Here is a 24,941-nt window from a genome sequence, read left to right on the forward strand (position 1 = left end):
CAGATCAGCCGGCCTTGCCTTGCTTGGCAACAGCGGCCTGCGCCTTGGCGATCGCTTCCTGATCGCCCAGATAGTAGTGCTTGATGGGCTTCAGGTCTTCGTCGAGTTCATAGACGAGCGGCACGCCGTTCGGAATATTCAGGCCGACGATGTCGTCGTCCGAAATGTTGTCGAGGTACTTCACCAGCGCTCGGATCGAATTGCCATGGGCGGCGATCACGACCTTGCGGCCCGACTTGATGGCCGGCGCAATCGACTCGTTCCACAGGGGCAGAACGCGCGCGACGGTGTCTTTCAGGCATTCGGTGAGCGGCAGTTGCTCGCGCGGCACTTTGGCGTAGCGCGGGTCGTTATAGGGCGCGCGTTCGTCCGTCGGCTCCAGCGCTGGCGGCGGCGTGTCGTAGCTGCGGCGCCAGACCAGCACCTGTTCGTCGCCGAACTTCGCGGCCGTTTCCGCCTTGTTCAGACCTGACAGCGCGCCGTAGTGGCGTTCATTCAGACGCCACGAATGCACCACCGGCAGGTACATCAGATCCATTTTGTCCTGCACGTGCCACAAGGTGCGGATCGCGCGCTTGAGCACCGACGTATAGGCGATGTCGAACGTGTAGCCCGAGTCCTTCAGCAGCACGCCCGCCTGTTGCGCCTCATTGTTGCCCTGTTCGGTGAGGTCGACGTCGACCCAGCCCGTGAAGCGGTTTTCCTTGTTCCACGTCGATTCGCCGTGGCGGATGAGAACGAGTTTGTACATGAGATTGCCGGTCGGTAGTGAGGAAGCGGGAAAGCGCTGCGCGCGGTCCTCTGAAGGAGCGCCGCCATCGCGTCAGACGGTTATTTTATAATGGCTGGATTGCCCTTTTCGATTTCTCTCTTTTTCGGCGGATTTTCCGTGAAGTTTTTCACTGATTACACAAACCTTGTACTGATCGCGATCGTCCTCATCTCCGGTGGGTTGCTGCTGTGGCCGACGATCAGCCGGCGCGGGCGCGGCGGCCTGTCGGCCGCTGAAGCCACGCAACTGATCAACCGGCGCAATGCGGCGGTCATCGATCTGCGTCCGTCCGCCGACTACGCCAAAGGGCATTTGCCCGCGGCGCGGCACCTTGAATTTGCAGAGTTGCAGGCGAAGGTCGCGCAACTCGTGAAGAACAAGAGCAACCCGGTGCTGCTGGTATGCCAGACCGGCCAGCAGTCGAACAAGGCAGCGCGTATCGTGCAGGATGCAGGTTACGCGGAAGTCCATGTTCTCGAAGGCGGTGTCGACGCCTGGCAGAAAGCCGGTATGCCGGTTGTGAAACAAGGAGCAGCCAAGTGAACAAAGTGATCATGTACAGCACCCAGGTGTGCCCGTATTGCCAGATGGCCGAACGTCTTTTAAAGTCGCGCGGCGTCGAGCACGTTGAAAAGGTACTGATCGACAAAGACCCGGCCCGTCGTGAGGAAATGATGACCCGGACCGGTCGCCGCACGGTGCCGCAAGTGTTCATCGGCGAGACGCATGTGGGCGGGTACGATGACCTTTCCGCGCTCGATCGCGCGGGCGGTCTGATGCCGCTGCTCGAAGCAACCGCCTGACTTCGCGCGCCCGCGGGCGCGTGAGAAGGCGGGTGAACACCAAGCCGGCGCGGCCTCGCCTCATCAGGGCGGGCGGCGCGCCGCAATGATCTGGCGGCCCATGCTCGCATGGGCCGCCACTATGCATATCTATCAGGGAATCACTTCATCATGTCCGACGAGAATAACCAGCCGTTCTTCAACATCCAGCGCATCTATCTGAAGGACATGTCGCTCGAGCAGCCGAATTCGCCGGGCATCTTCCTCGAACAGGAAATGCCCTCGGTCGAAGTCGAAGTCGACGTGAAGGCTGAGCGCCTCGCCGACACCGTGTTCGAAATCCTCGTCACGGGCACGGTCACGGCCAAGGTTGCGGACAAGGTGGCGTTCCTGATCGAAGCCAAGCAAGCCGGCATTTTCGACATCCGCAACATTCCGGCCGAGCAGATCGATCCGCTGGTCGGCATTGCCTGCCCGACCATCCTGTTCCCGTACCTGCGCTCGAACATCGCCGACGCGATCACCCGCGCCGGTTTCCCGCCGATCCACCTCGCCGAGATCAATTTCCAGGCGCTGTACGAGCAACGCCTTGCGCAGATGGGTGGCCAGGACGGCGCGGCGCAGAACGGCGTCACGCACTAACGTGTCGCAGGCAGTGCCGGCTATGAAGGTTGCTGTCCTCGGCGCCGGCGCATGGGGCACCGCCCTCGCCGGCCATCTGGCCGTCAGGCACGACACGGTGTTGTGGGGGCGCGAGTCCGCGCTCATTGCCGAGCTCTCCGCTTCGCACGAAAACGCCCGCTACCTGGCGGGCGTTGCTTTGCCGCCTTCGCTTCGCTATGAAGCCGATCTGAACGCAGCGCTCGACCACGCGCTCGCCGACGACGCGTTATGCGTCGTGGCGACGCCCGTGGCCGGACTGCGCGGTCTATTTCAGGCGATGCGCGACGCGGGCAAAGTGCCGGCCCATCTCGTGTGGTTGTGCAAGGGCTTTGAAGCCGATTCGCAGTTGATGCCGCATCAGGTGGTCGCGGCCGAACTGCCGGAACACCGGAGCAACGGCGTGCTCTCCGGGCCGAGCTTCGCACGCGAAGTCGGGCAGGGCTTGCCGGTGGCGCTGACCATCGCGAGCGCGTCGGCGGCGTGCCGCGAGCGCACGGTCGCCGCGTTTCATCACGGCGCCATGCGCATCTATACCGGCGACGACGTCGTCGGTGTGGAAGTGGGCGGCGCGGTGAAAAACGTGCTGGCCATTGCAACGGGCATCGCCGACGGCCTCGGCCTCGGTCTGAATGCGCGCGCGGCGCTGATCACGCGCGGTCTCGCCGAAATGTCGCGCCTTGGCGTGACGCTGGGCGGACGCGCGGAAACGTTCACCGGTTTGACCGGCCTGGGCGATCTGATCCTGACCGCAACCGGCGATCTGTCACGCAATCGCACCGTTGGCGTGCAACTCGCCGCGGGCCGCACGCTCGAGGATATTCTCGGCGCCCTCGGTCACGTGGCCGAAGGCGTGCGTTGCGCGCAAGCCGTGCTCGCGATTGCTCGCGCGCATGCCATCGAGATGCCGATCACGCAGGCGGTCTGCGCCGTGCTGTTCGACGGCGTGGCGCCGCGCGACGCCGTCAGCGCCCTGCTGCGGCGCGACTCCAAAGCCGAATAAGCGTTGTCTTTTTCAGCCGTTTAGCGCGCCAAAGCGCTGAACGGCTGCCGGCTCTCGCTGTCCACGTTTTATCGACGCTTCGGATCAGCGAGGTTCCCATGCTCAGATTCAATCGTTGCACGCTGGAGGCACGCGTGGTCGACATCACCACGTTCGCCGTGGATGCGATCGTCAACGCCGCGAATACGTCGTTATTGGGCGGAGGCGGCGTGGATGGCGCGATTCATCGCGCGGCCGGCAAAGAGCTGCTGCGCGAGTGCGAGGCGCTCGGCGGCTGCGCGACCGGCGACGCGAAACTGACCGGCGGCTACCGTCTGCCGGCCAGACATGTGATTCACGCAGTCGGCCCGGTCTGGCGTGGCGGGACGCATGTCGAGGCCGACCTGCTGGCGTCCTGTTATCAGCGCTCGCTCGAGGTGGCGCGCGAGGCGCAGTGCAAGAGCATTGCGTTTCCCGCGATCAGTTGCGGCATCTACCATTTCCCCGCTGATCAGGCGGTGCGGATCGCGGTCGGCACGGTGCTCGACACGTTGCCGCGCACGCAGCAAATCGAACAGGTGGTGTTCGCCTGTTTCGACGACGCCATGTTCGCGCGCTACGAAGCCGAACTGAAACGCCGTCAGGCGCCGCCTTCGAAGCCGGTCTGACGCCACGCTTCGAACACAACAATCGCAACGGTATTCGACAGATTCAGGCTGCGGTTGCCTGGCCGCATGGGCAGGCGCACGCGTTGCTCATTGGCGAACTGGTCGAGCACCGAGTCGGGCAGGCCGCGCGTTTCGGCGCCGAACACGAACCAGTCGCCGGACTGGAAGGCGTGCTCGTGGAAGCGGCCCGAGCCGCGCGTGGTGAAGGCGAACATGCGCGCCGGGTCCGGCGCTTCCCTGGCGATGAACGCCGCCCAATCCGCATGCACGTTCATTTGCGCGTACTCGTGATAGTCGAGGCCGGCGCGGCGCAACTTGGCGTCGTCGAGCGGAAAGCCGAGCGGCTCGATCAGATGCAGCCGAGCGCCGGTGTTGGCGCACAGGCGGATCACGTTGCCGGTGTTCGGCGGAATTTCCGGTTCTACGAGAACGACATTGAACATGGTGAGCTCAGGTGGAGGCTAGTTTTTCGGTGTGCGCAGCGCGACGAAGTTGGTGACCCGCCGAGCGCCGGCTGCCTTCAGCGTGCGCGCCAGCGCTTCGAGTGTGGCGCCGGTCGTCATCACATCGTCGACGATGCCGACGTGCAGGCCTTGGACAGATCCAGCGACCTTGAAGGCGCAGCCTACATTCAGGCGGCGGGCGTCGAGATCGAGCCTCGACTGCGGTGCGGTGTGAATCACGCGATCCAGCAAGGTGGCGTCGCTGCGTAACTTCAGCGCGCGGGCCAGCGGCCTGGCGATCTGCCAAGCCTGGTTATAACCGCGCTCGGTGAGCCGTTTTCTGGCCAGCGGCACGGGCGCGATCACGTCCGGCCATTCGGCGCGGTCCTGCCAGGAATCCTGCGCAAGACGCGCGAGCCGTTGTGCGAACTCGCCCGCCAGCATCAGCCGCGCGCGAAACTTCAGGCCGACCGCGAGCGTATCCAGCGGCGCCCGATAGTCGGCGAGGGCGAAGGTCGCGTCGAACGGTGGCGGCTCGCCGATGCAATCCGCGCAGCGATATTGCGCGTAAGCCGCCCATCGCGAACGGGATAACGGCACTGCGCAGACGGTGCAGCGCAAGCGGCTTTCGTTCCAGTAGGCGTCGTCGCAACCGGGGCACAGCGTCGTATGCGACAAATTGCCGCATAACGCGCAGAGGTTCGGCAACGCCGCGTGCATCACGCGTGGCCAGGCTGAACGAAAGCCGTTCGCGAAATGCGCGAATCTGCCGCCGGAAAATGATGAAATGGGTCGGAATGACACGGTGGAACCGCCCGCGAAGGCCCTTCACGCTGAATGGAAAGAAGCGAGCGAGTATACTTCGTGCTCCACGCCAGCACGACACCCATGTCCCCAACTTCCGCTCAAACTGGCCGTCCGGCCTACGATTCCCGGCGCCTCCGGCGGATCTTCGACCGTCGCGCAGCGACTTTCAATGAGGTCGCGTTCCTGCCGCGCGAGATCGCGCAACGTATGCGCGAGCGCCTCGACTTCATCAAGGTCATGCCGGCGAGCGTGCTTGACGCCGGCTGCGGCGCGGGCGAAGACATTCCCGCTCTGCGCGAGCGCTTTCCCGAAGCGCCGGTATTCGGCTCCGACCTCTCGCACGGCATGCTCATGCGCGCGCTCCAGCACGATTCCGGCGACACGAGTTGGCGGCGCTTTTTGCCGGCAACGCTCGGCAAGGCGCTTGGCGCCCGCGGTCCGCGCTTCGCGCAAGCCGACTTTTCGGCGCTGCCGTTCGCGGCCGGCGCGTTCGAATTCATCTGGTCCAATCTGGCGCTCCACTGGCACTCGCGGCCCGATCTCGTGTTTCCCGAGTGGCAGCGCGTGCTCAAAGTCAACGGCCTGCTGATGTTCAGCACGCTCGGTCCCGACTCGCTCAAGGAATTGCGCGGCGCGTATGCCGAAGTCGAGGCGGCGCATGGCGTCCCCTCGCGCAAGCATGTGATCGACTTCGTCGACATGCACGATCTCGGCGACATGTTGGTCGAAAGCGGCTTCGAGATCCCCGTGATGGACCAGGAAGTCCTCACCATTACCTATAAGTCGCCGCAGTCGCTGCTCGCCGACGTGCGCCGCTGGGGCGCCTATCCGTTCGAGCGCGAAGCGTCGTCGAGCGCCGCGGCGCGCTGTCTGCACAAGGCTTTGCTCGCGGCCCTCGAAGCCCGCCGGCGCGCCGACGGCACGATCGCGCTGACCTTCGAAGTGATCTACGGACACGCATGGAAAGCCGTGCCGCGTACCACGGCCGAGGGTCACGGCATCGTGCGAATCGAGGACATTGGGCGAGGCTCGTCGAGGAATCGTTGAAGAATTGCCGGGGCGGTAAAGACGACATCTGTTATGTCTGAAATTACCGCTTCAAAAGACGCGCAAAAGGTGCGTCAAAACGGCGCGGAGGCTTGTCGCGCATGGCTTGTGGGCCAATGGAGGCTTGCTTGTGGATGCTATGGATCGCGCCTATAATGCGTCAGTTTGTCGCCCGGAGTTCCCACATTTGGGGCGGCAGGCCCGAGGCACAGGGCAGCAAGATAAGATAGCGCGGCGGTGATCGAACGGCCGGAATAATGGCTGCGAAGATTGGCGCTGGCGGCGATTGGAGACAATCGGTGGGAGGCAGCGATGGAAGCATCAGATCTGCTGGCGGATTCAGAACCGGTTCTGAAAGACTGGACGATGAAACGCAACTGTTCGATATCGCCGCGGCAGTTCGTGTATTTCTACGTGTCGCTAGCGTTGTTCTCGTCGGCAATTGCTTTCATGCTGGTTCTGGTCGGCGCCTGGCTGGTGTTGCCGTTCACCGGTATCGAATTGCTGGCGGTGGGCATCGCGTTTGCCATATATGCGCGTCATGCTGTGGATTACGAGCGCATCCGGTTGTTTCAGAACCGGCTCGTCATCGAGCAGGTCAGCGCCGAGCAACTCACGCAGTTCGAGTTCAATCCGCGCTGGGTGCGGATCGAGGCGGGCGCAACACCGCGTGACCAGATCAAACTGGTCTCGCGCGGGCAGACGATCATGATCGGGCAACATCTCGCGCAGTATCGGCGCGCGCAGTTCGCAGGCGAACTGCGTATGTGGCTCACGCGTTGTTAATGCGATGAGTCGCGCGGCGTTCACGGGGAGCGCGAGGCAACCTGCCAGCGGGGTCGAGGGTTTGAATGGAAAATTTGGGTAAGGAAGCTATGAAAACAATCAAGCGAGCCCTCATGGGCGTGCTGGCGATGAGCGGTCTGCTTTTCGCCGGTGCGGCCCTGGCAGTGGGCGATGTTCCGGGCGGCCCCGCCGTCAACGAGATCAATCTCCAGCCGCCTGCGACCAAGATCGCTGAGGAGCTCTTCAGCCTCCACATGTTCATGCTGGTTCTTTGCCTGGTCATCTTCGTCGGCGTGTTCGGCGTGATGTTCTATTCGATCTTTGCTCACCGCAAATCGAAAGGCCACAAAGCTTCCAACTTCCACGAAAGCACTACCGTCGAAATCATCTGGACGATCGTGCCGTTCATCATCGTCGTGCTGATGGCGCTGCCCGCCACCAAGACGGTGGTCGCGATGAAAGACACCACCAACGCCGACGTCACCATCAAGGTCACCGGCTACCAGTGGAAATGGGGCTACGACTACGTGAAGGGCCCGGGCGAAGGCATCAACTTTCTGTCCACGCTGGCCACGCCCCGTGCGCAAACCGATGGCCGCGAGCCGATTTCCACCACGTATCTGCAGGAAGTCGACAATCCGCTGATCGTCCCGGTCGACAAGAAAATCCGCATCATCACCACCGCGAACGACGTGGTCCACTCCTGGTACGTGCCGGCTTTCGGCGTGAAGCAGGACGCGATTCCGGGTTTCGTGCGCGACACGTGGTTCAAGGCTGACAAGGTCGGCACGTTCCGCGGCTTCTGTACCGAGTTGTGCGGCAAGGAACACGCGTTCATGCCGGTGGTGGTCGAAGTGCTCTCCGCCGACGACTACGCGAAGTGGGTCGACACGCAGAAGAAGAAAATGGCCGCCGGCCAGGACGATCCGAACAAGACCTACACCATGGCCGAGTTGATGGAGCGCGGCGGCAAGGTCTACACAGCGAACTGCGCAGTCTGCCACCAGCCGACCGGCAAGGGTGCAGGCGCGTTCCCGGCGCTCGACGGCAGCAAGATCGCCAACGGCGCGATCGCCGAGCACGTCAGCCTGGTGCTGAAGGGCAAGAATGCGATGCCCTCGTGGGCGCCTACGCTGAACGACGTCGAGATCGCCTCGGTGGTCACGTACGAACGTAACTCGTGGGGCAACCACACCGGCGACATTCTCCAGCCGAAGCAAGTGGCCGACGCCCGCAACGGCAAGCTGCCGGAAGGCGGCAACCATCTGGCCGACGCAGGCGCGGCAGCGAGCGGCGCAGCGGCAGCTTCGGGCGCGGCGGCAGCATCCGGCGCCTCGGGCGCGGAAGCGGCAACAGCGTCGGCACCGGCAGCGGCCGGTTCGGACAGCGCGGCATCGCAAGCGGCACTCCCGGCCAGCATCTACTTCGACACCGGCAAGAGCACGCTGCCGGCCGACGCGAAAGCGGCAGTCGACGCAGCCGCAGCCTACGCAAAAGCGCATCCGGACGCGAAATTCACGCTGTCGGGCTTCACCGACGCCACCGGTTCCGCCGACCTCAACGCGAAACTCGCGAAGAGCCGCGCCGAAGCCGTGCGCGACGCATTGAAAGCAGCCGGCATTGCCGAAGACCATATTATTTTGAAGAAGCCGGAAACGATCACGGGCGGCAGTGACGCGAAAGAAGCCCGGCGTGTTCAGATCAGCCCGGCTGCCTGACGTGTTCATGGTCAGCACCGCAGTATTCGCTTTAGGAGATTGTCATGTCTAGCATCGGACACGATGTAGTCGCAGGCCACGAACACGTGCACGGCGACCATGCCCACGAAACGCCGCATGGTTGGCGCCGTTGGCTGTTCGCAACCAATCACAAGGACATCGGTACGCTGTACCTGATCTTCTCGTTCACCATGTTCCTCTCCGGGGGCGTGATGGCGCTGATGATCCGTGCCGAACTGTTCGAGCCGGGCTTGCAGATCATGCGTCCCGAGTTCTTCAACCAGTTGACCACCATGCACGGCCTGATCATGGTGTTCGGCGCGATCATGCCGGCCTTCGTCGGCTTCGCGAACTGGATGGTGCCGCTGCAGATCGGCGCATCGGACATGGCTTTCGCCCGCATGAACAACTTCAGCTTCTGGCTTCTGCCGGTGGCGGCTGTTCTGCTGGTCGGTTCGTTCTTCGCGCCCGGCGGCGCGACCGCTGCGGGCTGGACGCTGTACGCGCCGCTCTCCACGCAGATGGGCCCGGGCATGGACTTCGCGATTTTCGCGGTCCACTTGATGGGTGCTTCGTCGATCATGGGCGGGATCAACATCGTCGTGACGATCCTGAACATGCGCGCACCCGGCCTCACGCTGATGAAGATGCCGATGTTCGTCTGGACGTGGCTGATCACCGCATACCTGCTGATCGCCGTGATGCCGGTGCTGGCGGGCGCGATCACCATGGTGCTGTTCGACCGTCACTTCGGCACGTCGTTCTTCAACGCGGCAGGCGGCGGCGACCCGGTCATGTACCAGCACATCTTCTGGTTCTTCGGGCACCCCGAGGTGTACATCATGATCTTGCCGGCGTTCGGGATCGTGTCGCAGGTGATTCCGGCGTTCTCGCGCAAGCCGCTGTTCGGCTATAGCTCGATGGTGTACGCAACGTCGTCGATCGCGATTCTGTCGTTCATGGTCTGGGCGCACCACATGTTCGCCACCGGCATGCCGGTGACGGGCCAGCTGTTCTTCATGTACGCCACCATGCTGATCGCCGTGCCGACTGGCGTGAAGGTGTTCAACTGGGTCGCGACGATGTGGCGCGGTTCGCTGAGCTTCGAAACGCCTATGCTGTTCGCGGTCGGCTTCCTGATCGTGTTCACGTTCGGTGGTCTGTCGGGTCTGATGCTGGCAATGGCCCCGCTCGACATCCAGTATCACGGTACTTATTTCGTGGTCGCGCACTTCCACTACGTGCTGGTGGCGGGCTCGCTCTTCGCGCTGTTCTCCGGCTGGTACTACTGGGCGCCGAAGTGGACCGGCTGGATGTACAACGAGACGCGCGGCAAGATCCACTTCTGGGCGTCGCTGTTCTTCTTCAACCTCGCGTTTCTGCCGATGCACTTCGTCGGTCTCGCGGGCATGCCGCGTCGTTATGCTGACTACCCGGCGCAGTTCACGGACTGGAACCAGGTCATCTCGATCGGCGCGTTCGGCTTTGGTCTGGCGCAGGTCTACTTCCTGTTCGCGGTTGCACTGCCGGCCTACCGTGGCGGCGGCGAACTCGAAAAAGCTGGCGACAAGCCGTGGGACGGCGCAACGGGCCTCGAATGGACCGTGCCGAGCCCGGCTCCGTTCCACACGTTCGAAAACCCGCCGACCGTCGAGTAATCGGCGCACGGTGAGATTGCCGGCTCGGGCAGCGCAGCAGTTCGCTACCTGAGCCGGCGGTCAGGAAAGTCGTGGCGGCATCCGTAGTCACGAAAAGTATTCAAAAAGTCGAGCATGACGCGCAATCCTCAAGAAAGACGTACGCCCGAGCAGATTCGTGCGGGCAACCGGCGGATCGGTTTCGTGATGTTCGTGATCGCCGCGGTCTTTTTCGCGAGCGTGATCATTCATCAGAAGTGGTTCACCTGACCGGGTGGTTCGAGTCAGTTTGCAGGCTTGTTGAGGATTGAGATGTCGACGCAACCGCCGGCTCAGGCCGACCGCTCTTTTAACCGTTCGATGCTGATCAAGCTGTTCGTCGTCGCGTTGATGATGTTCGGTTTCGGGTTCGCGCTGGTGCCGATGTACCGGGCGATCTGCCAGATCACCGGCATCAACAACCTTGTGCAGCGTGATGCCACTGTGCGCGAGGCGAAGAATACGCAGGTCGACATGAGCCGCACGATTTCGATCGAATTCGATGCGAACGCGCGCGGCCCGCTGGGTTTCAAACCGGAGCTGCGCAGTCTCGACGTGCATCCGGGCGAAGTGACGACGGTGATGTACGAGGTGAGCAACGAACAGGCGCGCACGATTCAGGCGCAAGCCATTCCGAGCTACGCGCCGAAGCAGGCCACCGAGTACTTCAAGAAGATCGAGTGTTTTTGCTTTACGCAGCAAACTTTGACGGCGAATCAGACCAGGCGGATGCCGGTGGTATTCGTGGTCGATCCGAAGTTGCCGAAGGACGTGAAAACGATCACGTTGTCGTACACGTTCTTTGAATTGAATACGCCGGCAGCGGCGACGGCTGGAAGTGCGGCGCCCACAGCCAATATGGCAACAGGCGCGGATAAAAGCGCGGCAGCCACGGCGGCCAATCCCGCCTGACGGCTCGCGCCGCCGGCGAAGGAAAGAGAAACGAGATGAGCGATAACGGCGGCAGCCCGCGCAAAAGCAGTTTTGGTCAGTCGATGCGTGCGGTGTTCTGGTCGTTTTTCGGGGTGCGCAAGCGTCGCGATCTGGAAGCGGATGCCACGCAGCTGAACCCGCTGCACGTGATCGCCGCAGCATTGATCTGCGCGGCCATTTTTATCGTGGCGCTGATTCTGATCGTGCGCGCCGTAGTAGGTTGAAGCGCCAGACGCACGCGTAGAATCGGGCAAAGCAGCGCCCAGAAATTAGAGCGAAGCGGTGCGGTATCGACGCGCCGCCGAAGATACAGCCGGAGCTTCCGGAACAACTGGACTGAAGTGGAGAATCAAGAATGAGCGGTCAAAACGAGAGCCCGTACTATTTCGTACCGCATCCGTCGCGGCATCCGATCAGCGCCGCTGCTGGGTTGCTGGTCATGCTCGGATCGCTTGCGGCCTGGATCAACGAACACGACTGGGCGCCGATCGGCGTCGTGGCCGGTTTGTTGTGGCTGCTCTTTACGCTGTGGCACTGGTTCGGCGACGCGATCGCCGAGTCGGAAGGCGGCATGTACGGCAAGAACGTCGACAAGTCGTATCGCTGGAGCATGAGCTGGTTCATTTTCTCCGAAGTGATGTTCTTCGGTGCGTTCTTCGGCGCGCTGTTCTATGCGCGTGAAATCGCGCTGCACCAATTGGGCAGCCTTGATTACAAGCTGATCTGGCCGGACTTCTCGGCGGTGTGGCCGAACAACGGCCCGGCAGCGCTGGTCTCGACCTTCAAGTCGATGCAACCGTGGCCGGTGCCGACCATCAACACGGCGTTGCTGCTTTCCTCGGGCGCGACGCTGACGGTCTCGCACCACGCGCTGCGTGAAGATCATCGCAAGAAGGCGATCATCTGGCTGGCCGCAACGCTCGTGCTTGGGGTCTGCTTCCTGTTCCTGCAAGGCTTCGAATATTTCCACGCGTACAACGAACTGAATCTGACGCTGAATTCTGGCGTGTATGGTTCGACGTTCTTCCTGCTGACCGGCTTCCACGGCTTCCACGTGTTTCTCGGCGGCACGATGCTGGCCGTTGTGCTGGCGCGTATGATTCGCGGGCACTTCACGGCGGAGCATCACTTCGCGTTCGAAGGCGCGGCCTGGTATTGGCACTTTGTGGACGTCGTGTGGCTCGGGCTGTACGTCGTCGTGTACTGGCTGTAACGCAGTCTGGCCTGCGCCGACCGAGAACGTCGGAATGTGTGCAGGCCGTTTGCGCCGAATTCTACGGGGCCGGCGTACGAGCAACAACGCAAGACAGCAGTACGTGAGACTTACGCAGCGCCGCCCTCGACCCTGTCAGGGCGGCGTTTTGTTTGGCGGCGTGGAGATTTTTCCGCCGGGCTCAGCGCCCGTAAGGAATACCGGTCGACTGAATCCAGCCCATCCAGTGAGCAAAGAGGATGAACAGGAACAGCGAGATCGACAGGCCCACCCGCGTGGCGAGCGACCAGACCATCCGCTTGGTTTTGCCCTTGTCATGCATCATGAAGTACAGCGCCGACACCATGCTGGCGATGATCAGGACGAAGGCGATGGGAACGAGAATGTGCATGGAACCAGCTGAAACCGGAAAGCGCAGAGGCAAGATGTTTATTATCGCACCGCGCGCCTGCGTTTGCCGGCCGTTCCCTGTTGCGCCGCACGCGGCTGACGAGCGTGCGCGATGAAGTTTCGCCTCGTTCCCGTGCTGCTGATTCTGCTGGTGATGGTGGTAACGGTGCGGCTGGGTTTCTGGCAGCGCGACCGCGCGCATCAAAAGGAAGCGCTCGAAGCGCAAATCACGCAGTTCGAGAATGCGCCCGCGCAGCCGGTGAGCGGCGCGCCGGTTCAGTTGAAGGACATCGAGTTTCATCGCGTGAAGGCGCGTGGCAGTTTCGTCGCGGACAAGGTCGTCTACCTCGATAATCGTCCGTATAACGACCAGCCGGGCTTTTACGTCGTGATGCCTTTTAAACTTGCCGGCGGCGGTTACGTGCTGGTCAATCGTGGCTGGTTGCCGCGCAATATGAATAATCGCGAAACCATCGCGCCGTACACGACGCCGCAAGGCGAAATTGAAATCGAAGGCATTGCCCGTGCCGACGCTTCGCGCGCGTACGAGTTGGGGCATGGCGGCTCGGCTGAGCATCAACTGATCCGCCAGAATCTGGATGTCGCTGCGTACGCCGCAGAAACCGGCCTGCCGCTGCAATCGTTCGTGATTCAGCAGTTGAGCGACGACGGCGACAAGCTGGTGCGCGACTGGCCCGCGCCGACTGAAGGCGTCGAGCGCAACTACGGCTACATGTTCCAGTGGTGGGGCATGGCCGCCGCCGCGCTGGTCTTCGGCCTGTATGCCGCGCGCCGCGCCGCGAAGAAAGAGCACGCGCCCGGCGCGTAATGCAGCACATGCGGCTTGTGGCCCAGGTTCGAGCCGCAAGCCGCGCAATCATTGAAAGAGGTCCGTAGTGTCCACGCAATCTCCCCGTTCGCCGCAAGCCGGCAAACCCGCAGCACCCCGCGCCGTACCCGGCCAACCTAACGGCAAAGGCTCGTGGCAGCGTGGCCGCTGGATGCTGCTGCTGGTGGCGATCATCTGCGGCGCGCCGATCGCAGTGTCGTATTTCATGTACTACGTGATCAAGCCGACCGGCGGCACCTCGAGCTACGGCACGCTAGTCGAACCGCAACGCCCGATCCCCGATTCGCTCATGGTCACCGGCGAGGATGGCAAGCCCGTCAAGTTCGCCGCGCTGCGCGGCCACTGGCTGATGATTTCCGTCGACAACAGCGCGTGCGACAAAGCGTGCGTCACCAAGCTCTACTTCATGCGACAAATCCGCGCAGCTCAGGGCCCGGAGCGCGAGCGCGTCGTGGAAGTGTGGCTGCGCACCGATGCAGGCAACGTGTCTGACGTGATACAAAAGGCGTATCCCGACACCGACATGATGATTGCAGATCCGGCGCAGGTGTCTGCATGGCTGCCCACGGACAACGGCACCAAAGTCACCGAGCACATCTACCTGGTCGATCCGAACGGCAATCTGATGATGCGTTTCCCGAAAGATCCGAATCCCAGCAAGATCAAAGGCGACCTGACCAAGCTGCTCAAATGGTCGCGCATCGGCTGATGCCGCAATATAGGTAAGAGAGATGTTCGTACTGCAACTGGCTCTGATCGGCTTGTGTATCGCGTTGTTGCCGCTGTCTTACGTATGGGTCAAGGCCGACGACAACAAATTCCGCAAACTGGTCTGGCTCACCACCTTCCTCACGCTCGACCTGGTGATGTTCGGCGGCTTCACGCGGCTCACCGATTCCGGGCTCGGCTGCCCGGACTGGCCAGGCTGTTACGGCACCTCGTCGCCGTTTATCGCGCATGCGGCGATCACGGCCGCTCATCAGGCGATGCCCACCGGACCGGTCAGCATGACGAAGGCCTGGATCGAAATGATCCACCGTTACTTCGCGATGGCGATCGGCGTGCTGATCATCGCGCAGACCGTGATCGCGTGGACGGCGCGCGTCAAGCGGCGTCCGCTGCATGTGTCACCGTGGTGGCCGACATCGTTGCTGCTGCTGATTCTGGTGCAAGGCGCGTTCGGCGCCTGGACCGTGACGATGAAGCTGCAACCGATCATCGTGACCACGCACTTGCTGCTCGGCCTCGCGCTGCTGGGCACGCTCGGCTGGCTGGCCGCGCGGCAAACGCCGTTGCCGGCCTACGAGCCTGAAGCAGCGCGCTGGCGCGCGGCGGCGATCGCGGGTCTGGTGCTGCTGATCGCGCAAATCGCTTTGGGCGGCTGGGTCAGCACCAACTACGCGGTGCTCGCGTGCACGGATTTTCCGACCTGCAACGGCCAATGGGTCCCGCCGATGGACTTCACGCACGGCTTCCACCTGTGGCGCGCGCTCGGCATGACCGGCGACGGCGACATGATCACGCAGGATGCGCTGGTGGCGATTCATTGGACCCACCGCACATTCGCCATCGTCGTGGTCGCGTATCTGGTGTGGTTCGCGCTGAAACTGCGCCGCTTCGAGTCGCTGCGGCGCCCCGCCAACGGCGTGCTGCTGGTGGTGTCGATCCAGTTCATCACCGGGCTGTCGAACATCGTTCTGCAATGGCCGTTGCCCATTGCGGTCGCGCATAACGGCGGGGCTGCGATCCTGCTGCTTCTGCTCGTTATGTTAAACTTTCGAATCGCTTATAGCCGTCCCGGCCGCGCCGTGCTCCCTGCGCGCGATGCCGCGCCAGCGTGACTCCACATGGACAGCACAACACTCTCCCAAACGCCCGGTAGCCGGGTCTCCCAGTACATCGCCCTGACGAAGCCGCGCGTCACGCAACTCGCCGTGTTCTGCGCCGTCATCGGCATGTTCCTGTCGACGCCTGGCATGGTGCCCTGGACTCCGCTGATCGGCGGCACCGTCGGCATCTGGTTGCTGGCCGGCGCGGCGTTCGCCATCAATTGCCTCGTCGAGCAGAAGATCGACGCCAAGATGCGCCGCACTTCGTGGCGGCCGTCCGCGCGCGGCGAAATCACCACCGCGCAGATTCTGCTGTTCTCGGCCGTGCTCGGCGGCCTCGGCATGTGGACGCTCTATACGTTCGCCAATCCGCTCACCATGTGGCTCACGCTGGCCACGTTCGTGGGCTATGCCGTCATCTATACGCTGTTGCTCAAGCCTGCCACGCCGCAGAATATCGTGATCGGCGGCGCCTCGGGCGCCATGCCGCCGGCGCTTGGCTGGGCCGCGGTCACCGGTCATGTGCCGGGCGACGCGTGGATCCTGGTGCTGATCATCTTTGTATGGACGCCGCCGCATTTCTGGGCGCTCGCGCTGTATCGCCGCAAAGACTACGAAAACGCCGGCCTGCCGATGCTGCCGAACACGCACGGCGAGAAGTACACGCGTCTGCATATTCTGCTGTACACGGTGATCCTGTTCGCGGTCACCATGATGCCGTTCATCTCCGGCATGAGCGGCGTGGTGTATCTCGCCGCCGCCGTGCTGCTGGGTGCCGTGTTCCTTGCCTATGCGTGGAAGATCTATCGCGAGTACTCGGACGATCTGGCGCGCAAGACCTTCCGTTACTCGATCGTCTATCTCTCGCTGCTGTTCGCCGCGCTGCTGATCGACCACTATGCGCGCGTCCTGATCGGCGCGTAATACCATGCTCAATATCCGCTTCGCGCGCACGGCGCGTGCTGCTGTGATCGCTTGCGCGTTCGGCGCCGCGTTGCTGATAGCAGGCTGCGGCAAGCAGCCGCCGGCGTTCCAGAATCTCGATATCACCGGCAATACCCAGTTCGGCAGCGACTTCTCGTTACCCGATACGGCCGGCCATGTCCGCACTTTGGCGGACTACAAGGGCAAGGTGGTCGTGCTGTTCTTCGGCTATACACATTGCCCGGACGTTTGCCCGACCACGATGGCCGAGCTCTCGCAAGCGTTGCAGCAACTCGGTCCGGAAGACGCGAAGCGCGTGCAGGTATTGTTCGTCACCGTCGATCCGGAGCGCGATACGCCGGCGTTGCTGGCGCAATACGTGCCGGCGTTCAACCCGACGTTCGTCGGCTTGCGTCCGGCCGATCAGGCGCAACTCACCAAGATCACGAAGGACTTCCGCGTCTACTACGCGAAGGTGCCGGGCAAGACGCCTGACAGCTACACGATGGACCACACGGCCGCGAGCTATGTGTTCGACACGGACGGCAAGCTGCGTCTGTTCGCGCGTGACGGCCAGGGCGCGACGCCGTGGGTGCACGACATCAAGCTCCTGCTCGACTGACGCACGCAGCCGTAAGGACACGTGTGGTATCGCGCGCCCGTTTTCACATCTCCTCTCTTTCCAACGCTCAATCCGGAATCGGCAGATTCAACCCGGGCGCGAGCCGCGTCGCCTTGAATTCCGTCACCTCGTAGCGCGCGAGCTTCTGCTGCGCGAACGGGTCGCTAGCTAGAATCTCGTCCAGCTTCTCGCGCTCGACGCGCACCGCCAGAATGATGCCGCCGTCGCGCGGCACTTTCGGTCCGGCGGCGACGAACACGCCTGCCTCGAACTGTTGCGTCAAAAACGCGCGGTGCGCTTCCAGCGCGTCGTCGACGCGTTCGAGCGGTGCGGTGTAGATAAGGTCGATGACGTACATGGGCGTGGTTCTCTCAGCAAGGGAATGAGCCGCATCACGCATGCGGCCGCAGTCTCCAATTATCGTGCAGAGACCGATCCGATGCGTGCATTCAATCCGCACGCATGCCGCGCGTCGCGCCCGCCGGCCTCCTCGCAGCGTCTCTCAAGTTGCCCGTTTGCCATGCCGTTATATCGATAGCAATCGTTTGCGCGCGATATGCAATCGCACTCTTGCGACTGCGAACGGAACATGAATCACACGAGAGAGACAACAACAATGAGCAGGATGAGTTTGAATCGCAAACTATGGCTGTCGCTCGCGCTCGTCTGGCTGGGGCTGCTGGGCGTCGGGCTGTGGAGCGCGGTCGAAACGCGCAGCACGATGCTGGCCGAGCGCAAGGCGGGCATGGTGAACCTGGTCGATGCCGCGCAAGGTATCGTGAACGGTTATTACGCGCTCGCGCAGAACGGCAAGCTGAGCGAGGCCGACGCACGGCGCGAAGCGCTCGCCCGTCTTGCGACCATGCGCTACGGCGAATCCGGCTACCTGTTCGTGATGGATTCGAAGCCCGTCGTGCTGATGCATCCCACGCTGCCGCAGATGACCGGCAAGCCGGTCGGCGACTTCAAGGATCCGGACGGCAAGCTCTTGTACGTGGCAATCGTCGACGCGGCCAAGGCAAGCGGCCGCGGTTTCGCGGAATATCGCGGACGCCTGCCGCACAGCGAAACGGCGGTGCCGAAAATCAGCTACGTGGTGCGCTTCGCGCCGTGGGACTGGAACATCGCGAGCGGCGTGTTCGTCAAGGACATCGATACGGTGTACTACGTGACCCTGCTCGGCCACCTGGCCGTGGTGCTGGTGATCGGCGCGATCATCTCGCTGGCGATGCTGCTGATCATCCGCAATGTGCGCGCGAGCCTCGGCGGCGAACCCGATCAGGCGGCGCGGCTCGCGGCGAGTATCGCGCAGGGCGACCTGACGCAGGTGGTCGCCGTTCGTCCGCAGGACAAGACCAGCATGATGGCGGCCATGCATGACATGCAGAACCGCTTGCAGCAGACCATCGGCGAGATTCGTCGCTCGGCGGAATCCATTGCGTCGGCGACGCAGCAGATCGCGGCCGGCAACGGCGATCTCTCGCAGCGCACCGAGCAGCAGGCGGCTTCGCTGCAGGAGACCGCGGCGAGCATGGAGGAACTCACCGCAACGGTCAAGCAGAACGCCGACAACGCGCGGCAAGCAAGCGGACTCGCGCACAACGCGTCCGAAATCGCGACGCGCGGCAACGACGTGGTAAGCCGTGTGATCGGCACGATGAGCGAGATCAACGATAGCTCGCGGCAGATCGCGGACATCATCGGCGTGATCGAAGGTATCGCGTTTCAGACCAACATTCTTGCGTTGAACGCAGCCGTCGAAGCGGCGCGCGCCGGTGAGCAGGGCCGCGGTTTCGCGGTCGTCGCGGGCGAGGTGCGCAACCTCGCGCAGCGCTCGGGGACGGCGGCCAAGGAGATCAAGCAGTTGATCGGCGCGTCGGTCGAACGTGTGCACAACGGCTCGACACTGGTGCAGCAGGCCGGCACGACGATGGGCGAAATTCTGCAGGCCGTGCGGCGTGTCACCGACATCATGGGCGAGATCGCGGCGGCATCCGAAGAGCAGAGCAGCGGCATTGCCCAGGTCGGCCGCGCCGTCACGCAAATGGACGAAGTGACGCAGCAGAACGCGGCGCTGGTCGAGCAGGCGGCGGCCGCGGCGGCTTCGTTGCAGGATCAGGCGGGGCGTTTGCGCGAGACAGTGAACGCGTTTCGCGTGGATGGCGCTGAAGGGAGCGCGCCTGGTTCGGCGGTCGTCGCGGCGCGGAGAGTGACTGCGACGTTGGCGACGGCAAGGGTCGCGGCGCCGCATGCCGCCGCAACGGCAGCGCGCGAAATCGGCACGGCGTCGCACTCTGCGTCGGCATCGCCGCATGCGGAGCCGAAATTGCCGGCACCCAACAGGACGTCCGCCATGTCGGCCTCTGCATCGACCCGAGCATCGGCTTCGTCCGCGCATGTTACGAGCGCCAAGCCTGTCGCGGTGACCACGCCGCGCGCATCCACCGAGGCAGTAAGAGTCACCGCGCCAGACGACTGGACCACCTTCTGACTCCCCGCTGCATCGACCGCGTGCCTCTCACATGCACGCGGTCCCCGCCGCTCAAGGCGCATAACCATATGCGATCGTGATATTTCCCATCTCGCCGGGACTATGAGACCATTTCAGGTCCAGTTGACGGCGCAGGGCCACACGCCATGTTGCCGCCGGCTTCCACCCGAATCTGACACCGATCAGAAATCGAAGCGCCATTAATCAAGTCATCGATCAAGCCTTCGATTAGAAACAAGCGAGAATCACATGCAGCGCAGAAACATCCTCAAAGCCCTCTCGGCAGTCGTCGCCACTACGGCAATCTTCACCAGCTTCGGCGCGCACGCCGACGACAAAGTCATCAAGGTCGGCACCATCGGCGGCCCGGACGCGCAGATCTGGGAAGTCGTCACCAAGGTGGCGAAGCGCGAAGGCCTGAACGTGAAGGTCGTCGAATTCAACGACTACGTGCAGCCGAACGCCGCGCTCGACGCAGGCGACCTCGATGCGAACAGCTTCCAGCACCAGCCGTACCTCGATAGCCAGATCAAGCAGCGCGGCTACAAGATCGTCAACGCCGGCCTCACGTACATCTCGCCGCTCGGTATCTATTCGAAGAAGCTGAAGTCGCTGAAGGATCTACCGCAAGGCGCGAAGGTCGCGGTGCCGAACGATCCGTCGAACGAAAATCGCGCGCTGCTGTTGCTGCAAACGCAAGGCGTGATCAAGCTGAAGACCGGCGCGGGCACGAACGGCAATAACGCGACGCCGCTCGACGTCGCCGACAATCCGAAGAAGATCAAGCTGGTCGAACTCGACGCCGCGCAACTGCCGCGCTCGCTGTCGGACGTCGACGCCGCCGCGATCAACACGAACTTCGCGTTGGCCGCCGGCCTGCAACCGACCAAAGATGCGATCGCGCTCGAAGACGTGCATAGCCCGTACGCGAACCTGATCGCCGTGCGCACGCAAGACAAGGACAAGCCGTGGGTCAAGAAGCTGGTTGCCGCTTACCAGTCGGAAGACGTGCGCCAGTTCATCAAGACGCAGTTCAAGGGTTCAGTGGTGCCGTCGTTCTAAGCAGCGACGTTCGCTACAGGCCTAATTCCCATCGCTCGACCGTCAGGTCCTTGCCGAAACGGCGCTCAGCCGCCGTGCCGGCAAGCCTGAACCCGGCGCGCTCGCACAGGCGGCGCGGTTGTTCGAGCGAGGCGGCCGTCGTCAGCGTGAGCTTCGTATAGCCCGCGCGCTTTGCAAAGCGCACGCATTCGTTCAGCAACTGCGTGCCGATCCCCAAACGCTGCACATCCGGCTCGACCCACAGAAGCCGCACGCCCGCCACCGTCGTCGATACGCCGACGATGCACACCGAGCCGACCACCATCCCGTCCTGATCGGCGACCCAGCACATCTCCCGCAGCGGATCATTGCGTTGCGTGTAATCGGCGACGACCCGCGCGAGCAATCCCTCGAACGACGGATTCCAGTCGTATTGCGCGGCGAACCATTGCGCCTGCCGATGCACGAGCCAGCCGCATTCACCCGCACGCGGCTGACGGAGCACCACGAGTTCGTGCCTGGGTTTGTCGCCGAGCAGCCGCTCGATGAGCTTCATCGCGGCGATTAACTGATCCTGGGAGAGGGCCGTGAGGCCGGAAAGCAAGGTCGACACTTCTTCGATCGCCGCGCTGTCGAGCGGGGCATACGCAGCATGGCCGCTATCCGTGAGCGCGATGAGCGACTGGCGCGCATCCGTCTCGGACGGGCGCCGCGTGATCAGATCGCGTCGTTCGAAGCTCGTCAGCAGACGGCTGAGGTAACCGCTGTCGAGACCGAGAGAACGCCCGAGCACCGAGGCCGTTTGCGCACATCCGCGGGACAGCTCGTGCAGTACGCGCACTTCGGTCAGTGAGAACGCGCTTTTTGCCAGATGCTCATGCAGCGCACCAATGTGTCGGGTATAGAAGCGGTTGAAATGGCGGACGGCCTGAGCACGCCGCAGCGTCTCGGAATCTGTCAAATGCGGCTCCCAGGGGATTTTTTATAGCTTGCTACTCAGCACTATATTGGAACGCACCCCTTTACAGAAGCCACGCCGACAAAGGCCTGACCGGCACTGGTATTAAAAAGGTATCGATCGTCTCGCGGATGTCAGCGCGCTGAAACCCTGTTTGAACCGGTTAGCAGGCTTTCTGAAGCCCCATGCGGGTAAATCCTGGGCTCCAAAAAACCCTCTCCGCCGCCTCCGCACGCCCCTCTAAGCCTTATTCAGCAAGGCTTTGCACCGGATCGTACCGGCATGGAACCAGTTGGTTGACTGGTATTATGTTGGTTATATAATGGGCTCTCATTTTTCGTAGGCCTACCTTTTCGCGAAGGCCGCCGGAGCCCCATGGAAACTCGCTGGTCCGCACTGATGCCTGACGCCCGCAACGTCACGCCACTCTATTTGCAGCTCGCGCGCAATCTTGCGACGGCGATCCACTGCGGCGTATGGTCGGCGGGTGAGGCGCTGCCCTCGGAGCGCACGCTCTCGGACGCGATCGGCGTGTCGCGCATCACGGCGCGCAAGGCGATCGAGTTGCTGGTCGAACAAGGTTTGATCCGGCGCGCTCGCGGCGCGGGCAGCTTCATCACACCGCGCGTCGAAGATCCGCTTTCGCGGCTCACCGGCTTCACCAAGAAGATGCAGCAGCGCGGTTTCCGGCCGGATTCGGTGTGGCTCGAGCGCGATATCCGCGCCGCCAACCGTGACGAACTGGTGCACCTCGGGTTGTCGCCCGGCGCGGCGGTGACGAGTCTGCGGCGGCTGCGGCGCGCGGACGGCATCGTCATGGCGGTCGAGCATTCGGCGCTGCCGTCGGCGATCGTGCCCGATCCGCATGCCGTCGGCGATTCGCTTTACAGCTATCTCGAGCAACGCGGCGCGGCCGTGGTGCGCGCGTTGCAGCACTTCCGCGCGGTCAACGCGTCGAGCGAGATCGCTTCGCTGATGGATATCGAACCGCGCTCGGCGCTGCTGGTCATTACCCGTATCGGCTATAGCGCCGATCAGCGCGCAATCGAGTTGACCGACACCTATTGCCGCGATGACTACTACGACTTCGTCGCTGAATTGCGCACCTGAGCTGACCGGCTGAGTCCGCACGCGCAGCCTGCAAGTTCAGGTGCGGCGCAGACAAAGCGCCATTCAGCCACACCCCGTATCACGCCTCACCAGAGAGACTCATGCTGACCGGAAACATACTCACCACCGATGGGTGGATTCACGGCACGCTCGAATACGAAAACGGCCGCATCACGGCGCTCACCGGCGAACGCGTCGATCCGTCGACCAACGACGCGCCGTACATCCTGCCCGGCTTCATCGATCTGCACGTGCATGGCGGCGGCGGCTCCGACGTAATGGAAGGCGGCAACGCGGTCGAAACCATCACGCGCACGCATGCGCGTTACGGCACGACCAGCCTGCTCGCCACCACGATGACCGCGCCGCGCGACGAGCTGATGGCCGTCGTCGCGGAACTGGGCAACAACGCGCGGATTCGCACGCCCGGCGGCGCGCGTGTGCTCGGCGTGCATCTGGAAGGGCCGTACATCAATCCCGGCAAGCTCGGCGCGCAACCGGACGCGGCGGTCTCGGCAGTCATGGACGAAGTGCTGAAGTATCTGTCCATCGCGCCGATTCGCGTGGTCACGCTGGCGCCGGAAATTGCCGGCCATATGGAGATCATCTCCGAGATGGCGGCGCGCGGCGTGCGTGTGCAACTGGGCCACTCGCTCGGCACCTACGACGACGCCGTCGCCGCGCTCAAGCATGGCGCCTGCGGCTTCACGCATCTGTTCAACGCCATGTCGCCGCTGCACCATCGCAATCCCGGCCTCGTCGGCGCGGCGCTCGCGCACGCCGAGTTCGCCGAAATCATTCCCGATCTGCTGCACGTCCATCCGGGGGCGATCCGCGCTGCATTGCGCGCGATTCCGCGTCTCTATGTGGTCACGGACAGCACCTCGGCCACGGGCATGCCCGACGGCGAATACCGTCTTGGCAGCCAGCATGTGACGAAGTGCCTCGGCGGCGTGCGTCTCGCCGATGGCACGCTCGCCGGCAGCACCCTGACCATGGATCAGGCGCTGCGCAATCTTGTGTCGATCGGCTTGCCGATCGCCGATGTATCGAACCGTTTGTCGCGCTACGCCGCCGACTACCTGGGCATTGAAGACCGCGGCCGCATCGCGCGCGGTGCATGGGCCGATATGGTCGTGTTCGACCGTGAACTGGCGTTGAGCGCGACTTACGTCGAAGGAGAAGCAATTGTCGAATATGCTTAAAGAGGCGCTGGCGTCCGCTGAAACGGTCGCCGCGCAACTCACGGATACCTCGCGCGTCGAGGCATTGGCGGCGAAGCTGGCACAGCAGCCGCGCCATGTCGCGCTGACAGTCGCGCGCGGCAGCTCGGATCACGCGGCGAGTTATTTCGCGAGCCTGACGATGAGCCGCCTGGGCGTGCCGGTCGCCTCGCTGCCGATGTCGGTCGCCACGCTGCAACAGGCGCCACTGCAAGTGCGCGATCAGCTCGCGCTGGCGTTCTCGCAATCCGGCAAGAGTCCGGATCTGGTCGGCACCATGGAAGCGTTGCGCAAAGCAGGCGCATTGACCGTCGCCGCCGTGAACGTGTCGGGCTCACCCCTGGCCGACGCGTGTGAATTCGAGTTGCCGCTCGTCGCCGGTCCGGAACTCAGCGTCGCGGCCACCAAGAGCTACATCGCGATGCTGTCGATTTCCGCGCAGCTAGTCGCACATTGGCAGAAGGACGTCGAACTGCTGGCCGCGTTGAAAACGCTGCCCGAAGCGCTGCGTACGGCGGGTGAACTCGACTGGTCGACGGCCGTGGAGGAATTGCGCGGCGTCGAGCGCATGATCGTGATTGGCCGCGGGCTGGGTCTTGCCATCGCGCAGGAAGCCGCGTTGAAGCTGAAGGAAACCTCCGGCATTCAGGCCGAGGCGTTTTCGAGCGCGGAAGTGCGTCACGGTCCGATGGAGCTGATCGATCGCGACTATCCGTTGCTGGTCTTCGCACCGCGCGGACCCGAGCAGGCCGGCTTGCTGCAACTCGCGCGCGACATGAAGGCGCGCGGCGCGCGCGTGCTGCTCGCGGCGTCGGCCGACGTGCCCGAAGCCACGCTGCCGCTCGCCACCACCGCTCATGCGGCGCTCGATCCGATCGCTGCAATCCTGTCCTTTTACGTGATGGCCGCCGGCCTTGCTGCCGCGCGCGGGCGCAATCCCGACGCGCCGCGCCATCTCAACAAAGTCACCGAAACTCACTGACGAGTAATCAGATGCGACGTGTCGAGGAGTCCCG

General features: G+C 63.2%; 29 protein-coding genes. 23 read left to right on the forward strand and 6 right to left on the reverse strand.

Features of this window, described 5'->3' with window-relative positions:
• Nucleotides 1–4: 4 nt before the first annotated feature.
• A complete protein-coding gene (gpmA, locus tag B0G80_RS18075; RefSeq protein ID WP_106282205.1) occupies nt 5–751 on the reverse strand; it encodes a 2,3-diphosphoglycerate-dependent phosphoglycerate mutase in 747 nt (248 codons plus the stop codon).
• Between the two features lie 138 nt (nt 752–889).
• Here gpmA and B0G80_RS18080 point away from each other — a divergent pair, with 138 nt between their 5' ends.
• From B0G80_RS18080 to B0G80_RS18100, 5 genes are all read left to right on the forward strand, one after another.
• Nucleotides 890–1,315 carry a rhodanese-like domain-containing protein gene (locus B0G80_RS18080; protein ID WP_012431601.1) on the forward strand — a complete coding sequence of 142 codons (426 nt, stop codon included), beginning with the start codon at nt 890–892 and terminating at the stop codon, nt 1,313–1,315.
• Nucleotides 1,312–1,575 carry a glutaredoxin 3 gene (grxC, locus tag B0G80_RS18085; protein ID WP_007179466.1) on the forward strand — a complete coding sequence of 88 codons (264 nt, stop codon included), beginning with the start codon at nt 1,312–1,314 and terminating at the stop codon, nt 1,573–1,575. The genes B0G80_RS18080 and grxC overlap by 4 nt, the downstream gene beginning before the upstream one ends.
• Before the next feature lie 150 nt (nt 1,576–1,725).
• Nucleotides 1,726–2,196: a protein-export chaperone SecB gene (secB, locus tag B0G80_RS18090; RefSeq protein WP_106282308.1), complete on the forward strand. Its 471-nt coding sequence runs from the start codon at nt 1,726–1,728 to the stop codon at nt 2,194–2,196.
• Nucleotides 2,197–2,218: 22 nt separating this feature from the next.
• Nucleotides 2,219–3,217 carry an NAD(P)H-dependent glycerol-3-phosphate dehydrogenase gene (locus tag B0G80_RS18095; protein WP_116118879.1) on the forward strand — a complete coding sequence of 333 codons (999 nt, stop codon included), beginning with the start codon at nt 2,219–2,221 and terminating at the stop codon, nt 3,215–3,217.
• A 98-nt stretch (nt 3,218–3,315) separates the two neighbouring features.
• Nucleotides 3,316–3,864 (forward strand): O-acetyl-ADP-ribose deacetylase, encoded by a 549-nt coding sequence (locus B0G80_RS18100; RefSeq protein ID WP_116118880.1) that lies wholly within the window; start codon nt 3,316–3,318, stop codon nt 3,862–3,864.
• Here the strand turns inward: B0G80_RS18100 and trmL are convergent.
• Nucleotides 3,837–4,307 carry a tRNA (uridine(34)/cytosine(34)/5-carboxymethylaminomethyluridine(34)-2'-O)-methyltransferase TrmL gene (gene trmL, locus B0G80_RS18105; RefSeq protein WP_106282199.1) on the reverse strand — a complete coding sequence of 157 codons (471 nt, stop codon included), beginning with the start codon at nt 4,305–4,307 and terminating at the stop codon, nt 3,837–3,839. The two genes, B0G80_RS18100 and trmL, sit on opposite strands and share 28 nt — an antisense overlap.
• Nucleotides 4,308–4,325: 18 nt before the next feature.
• On the reverse strand, nt 4,326–5,111 hold the full coding sequence (locus B0G80_RS18110; RefSeq protein ID WP_258878903.1) for a ComF family protein: 786 nt from the start codon (nt 5,109–5,111) through the stop codon (nt 4,326–4,328).
• 84 nt (nt 5,112–5,195) lie between these two features.
• Here B0G80_RS18110 and B0G80_RS18115 point away from each other — a divergent pair, with 84 nt between their 5' ends.
• From B0G80_RS18115 to B0G80_RS18145, 8 genes are all read left to right on the forward strand, one after another.
• Entirely contained in the window at nt 5,196–6,161 is a 966-nt protein-coding gene (locus B0G80_RS18115; RefSeq protein WP_116118882.1) for a methyltransferase domain-containing protein, read from the forward strand.
• Nucleotides 6,162–6,473: 312 nt separating this feature from the next.
• Nucleotides 6,474–6,947 (forward strand): DUF2244 domain-containing protein, encoded by a 474-nt coding sequence (locus B0G80_RS18120; protein WP_116118883.1) that lies wholly within the window; start codon nt 6,474–6,476, stop codon nt 6,945–6,947.
• A 65-nt stretch (nt 6,948–7,012) separates the two neighbouring features.
• Nucleotides 7,013–8,665, forward strand: a complete 1,653-nt coding sequence (gene coxB / locus B0G80_RS18125) for a cytochrome c oxidase subunit II (protein ID WP_116118884.1) — start codon at nt 7,013–7,015, stop codon at nt 8,663–8,665.
• A gap of 44 nt (nt 8,666–8,709) precedes the next feature.
• Nucleotides 8,710–10,323 carry a cytochrome c oxidase subunit I gene (gene ctaD, locus B0G80_RS18130; protein ID WP_116118885.1) on the forward strand — a complete coding sequence of 538 codons (1,614 nt, stop codon included), beginning with the start codon at nt 8,710–8,712 and terminating at the stop codon, nt 10,321–10,323.
• Between the two features lie 114 nt (nt 10,324–10,437).
• A complete protein-coding gene (locus tag B0G80_RS46415) occupies nt 10,438–10,572 on the forward strand; it encodes a cytochrome oxidase small assembly protein (RefSeq protein WP_097391202.1) in 135 nt (44 codons plus the stop codon).
• 42 nt (nt 10,573–10,614) lie between these two features.
• Nucleotides 10,615–11,253 carry a cytochrome c oxidase assembly protein gene (locus B0G80_RS18135; protein WP_116118886.1) on the forward strand — a complete coding sequence of 213 codons (639 nt, stop codon included), beginning with the start codon at nt 10,615–10,617 and terminating at the stop codon, nt 11,251–11,253.
• Between the two features lie 35 nt (nt 11,254–11,288).
• On the forward strand, nt 11,289–11,498 hold the full coding sequence (locus tag B0G80_RS18140) for a DUF2970 domain-containing protein (RefSeq protein WP_091796857.1): 210 nt from the start codon (nt 11,289–11,291) through the stop codon (nt 11,496–11,498).
• Nucleotides 11,499–11,629: 131 nt separating this feature from the next.
• Nucleotides 11,630–12,487 carry a cytochrome c oxidase subunit 3 gene (locus B0G80_RS18145; RefSeq protein WP_106282185.1) on the forward strand — a complete coding sequence of 286 codons (858 nt, stop codon included), beginning with the start codon at nt 11,630–11,632 and terminating at the stop codon, nt 12,485–12,487.
• A 181-nt stretch (nt 12,488–12,668) separates the two neighbouring features.
• On the opposite strand, the gene B0G80_RS18150 is transcribed toward B0G80_RS18145, so the two are convergent.
• Entirely contained in the window at nt 12,669–12,878 is a 210-nt protein-coding gene (locus B0G80_RS18150) for a twin transmembrane helix small protein (RefSeq protein WP_007179452.1), read from the reverse strand.
• Nucleotides 12,879–12,989: 111 nt separating this feature from the next.
• Between B0G80_RS18150 and B0G80_RS18155 the strand changes: the two genes are divergently transcribed.
• The 5 genes from B0G80_RS18155 (at nt 12,990) to B0G80_RS18175 (ending at nt 17,102) form a co-directional block, all read left to right on the forward strand.
• Nucleotides 12,990–13,706, forward strand: a complete 717-nt coding sequence (locus tag B0G80_RS18155; protein ID WP_116118887.1) for an SURF1 family protein — start codon at nt 12,990–12,992, stop codon at nt 13,704–13,706.
• Between the two features lie 67 nt (nt 13,707–13,773).
• Nucleotides 13,774–14,436 (forward strand): cytochrome C oxidase subunit I, encoded by a 663-nt coding sequence (locus B0G80_RS18160; RefSeq protein WP_116118888.1) that lies wholly within the window; start codon nt 13,774–13,776, stop codon nt 14,434–14,436.
• 22 nt (nt 14,437–14,458) lie between these two features.
• On the forward strand, nt 14,459–15,568 hold the full coding sequence (locus B0G80_RS18165; protein ID WP_116118889.1) for a heme A synthase: 1,110 nt from the start codon (nt 14,459–14,461) through the stop codon (nt 15,566–15,568).
• 6 nt (nt 15,569–15,574) lie between these two features.
• Nucleotides 15,575–16,480: a heme o synthase gene (gene cyoE, locus B0G80_RS18170; RefSeq protein WP_007179448.1), complete on the forward strand. Its 906-nt coding sequence runs from the start codon at nt 15,575–15,577 to the stop codon at nt 16,478–16,480.
• A gap of 4 nt (nt 16,481–16,484) precedes the next feature.
• Nucleotides 16,485–17,102: an SCO family protein gene (locus tag B0G80_RS18175; RefSeq protein ID WP_116118890.1), complete on the forward strand. Its 618-nt coding sequence runs from the start codon at nt 16,485–16,487 to the stop codon at nt 17,100–17,102.
• Between the two features lie 67 nt (nt 17,103–17,169).
• On the opposite strand, the gene B0G80_RS18180 is transcribed toward B0G80_RS18175, so the two are convergent.
• Complete coding sequence (locus B0G80_RS18180; protein WP_116118891.1) at nt 17,170–17,460, reverse strand: YciI family protein; 291 nt, start codon at nt 17,458–17,460, stop codon at nt 17,170–17,172.
• A 258-nt stretch (nt 17,461–17,718) separates the two neighbouring features.
• On the opposite strand from B0G80_RS18180, the gene B0G80_RS18185 reads away from it, so the two are divergent.
• Together B0G80_RS18185 and B0G80_RS18190 are read left to right on the forward strand one after the other, a co-directional pair.
• Nucleotides 17,719–19,593: a methyl-accepting chemotaxis protein gene (locus B0G80_RS18185; RefSeq protein ID WP_116118892.1), complete on the forward strand. Its 1,875-nt coding sequence runs from the start codon at nt 17,719–17,721 to the stop codon at nt 19,591–19,593.
• 249 nt (nt 19,594–19,842) lie between these two features.
• Nucleotides 19,843–20,655 (forward strand): MetQ/NlpA family ABC transporter substrate-binding protein, encoded by an 813-nt coding sequence (locus B0G80_RS18190; protein ID WP_106282172.1) that lies wholly within the window; start codon nt 19,843–19,845, stop codon nt 20,653–20,655.
• A 13-nt stretch (nt 20,656–20,668) separates the two neighbouring features.
• Here the strand turns inward: B0G80_RS18190 and B0G80_RS18195 are convergent, their stop codons facing one another.
• Nucleotides 20,669–21,595 carry a helix-turn-helix domain-containing GNAT family N-acetyltransferase gene (locus tag B0G80_RS18195; protein WP_116118893.1) on the reverse strand — a complete coding sequence of 309 codons (927 nt, stop codon included), beginning with the start codon at nt 21,593–21,595 and terminating at the stop codon, nt 20,669–20,671.
• Between the two features lie 372 nt (nt 21,596–21,967).
• Between B0G80_RS18195 and B0G80_RS18200 the strand changes: the two genes are divergently transcribed.
• From B0G80_RS18200 to B0G80_RS18210, 3 genes are all read left to right on the forward strand, one after another.
• Nucleotides 21,968–22,702 (forward strand): GntR family transcriptional regulator, encoded by a 735-nt coding sequence (locus tag B0G80_RS18200; protein WP_106282168.1) that lies wholly within the window; start codon nt 21,968–21,970, stop codon nt 22,700–22,702.
• Nucleotides 22,703–22,803: 101 nt separating this feature from the next.
• The gene (gene nagA / locus B0G80_RS18205) at nt 22,804–23,907 is read left to right on the forward strand and encodes an N-acetylglucosamine-6-phosphate deacetylase (protein ID WP_116118894.1); all 1,104 of its coding nucleotides are present in this window, start codon (nt 22,804–22,806) and stop codon (nt 23,905–23,907) included.
• Entirely contained in the window at nt 23,900–24,907 is a 1,008-nt protein-coding gene (locus B0G80_RS18210) for an SIS domain-containing protein (RefSeq protein WP_116118895.1), read from the forward strand. The genes nagA and B0G80_RS18210 overlap by 8 nt, the downstream gene beginning before the upstream one ends.
• Nucleotides 24,908–24,941: the final 34 nt, after the last annotated feature.

This window comes from Paraburkholderia sp. BL6669N2 (genome assembly GCF_003387275.1).
In the GTDB taxonomy this organism is placed as follows: Bacteria; Pseudomonadota; Gammaproteobacteria; order Burkholderiales; family Burkholderiaceae; genus Paraburkholderia.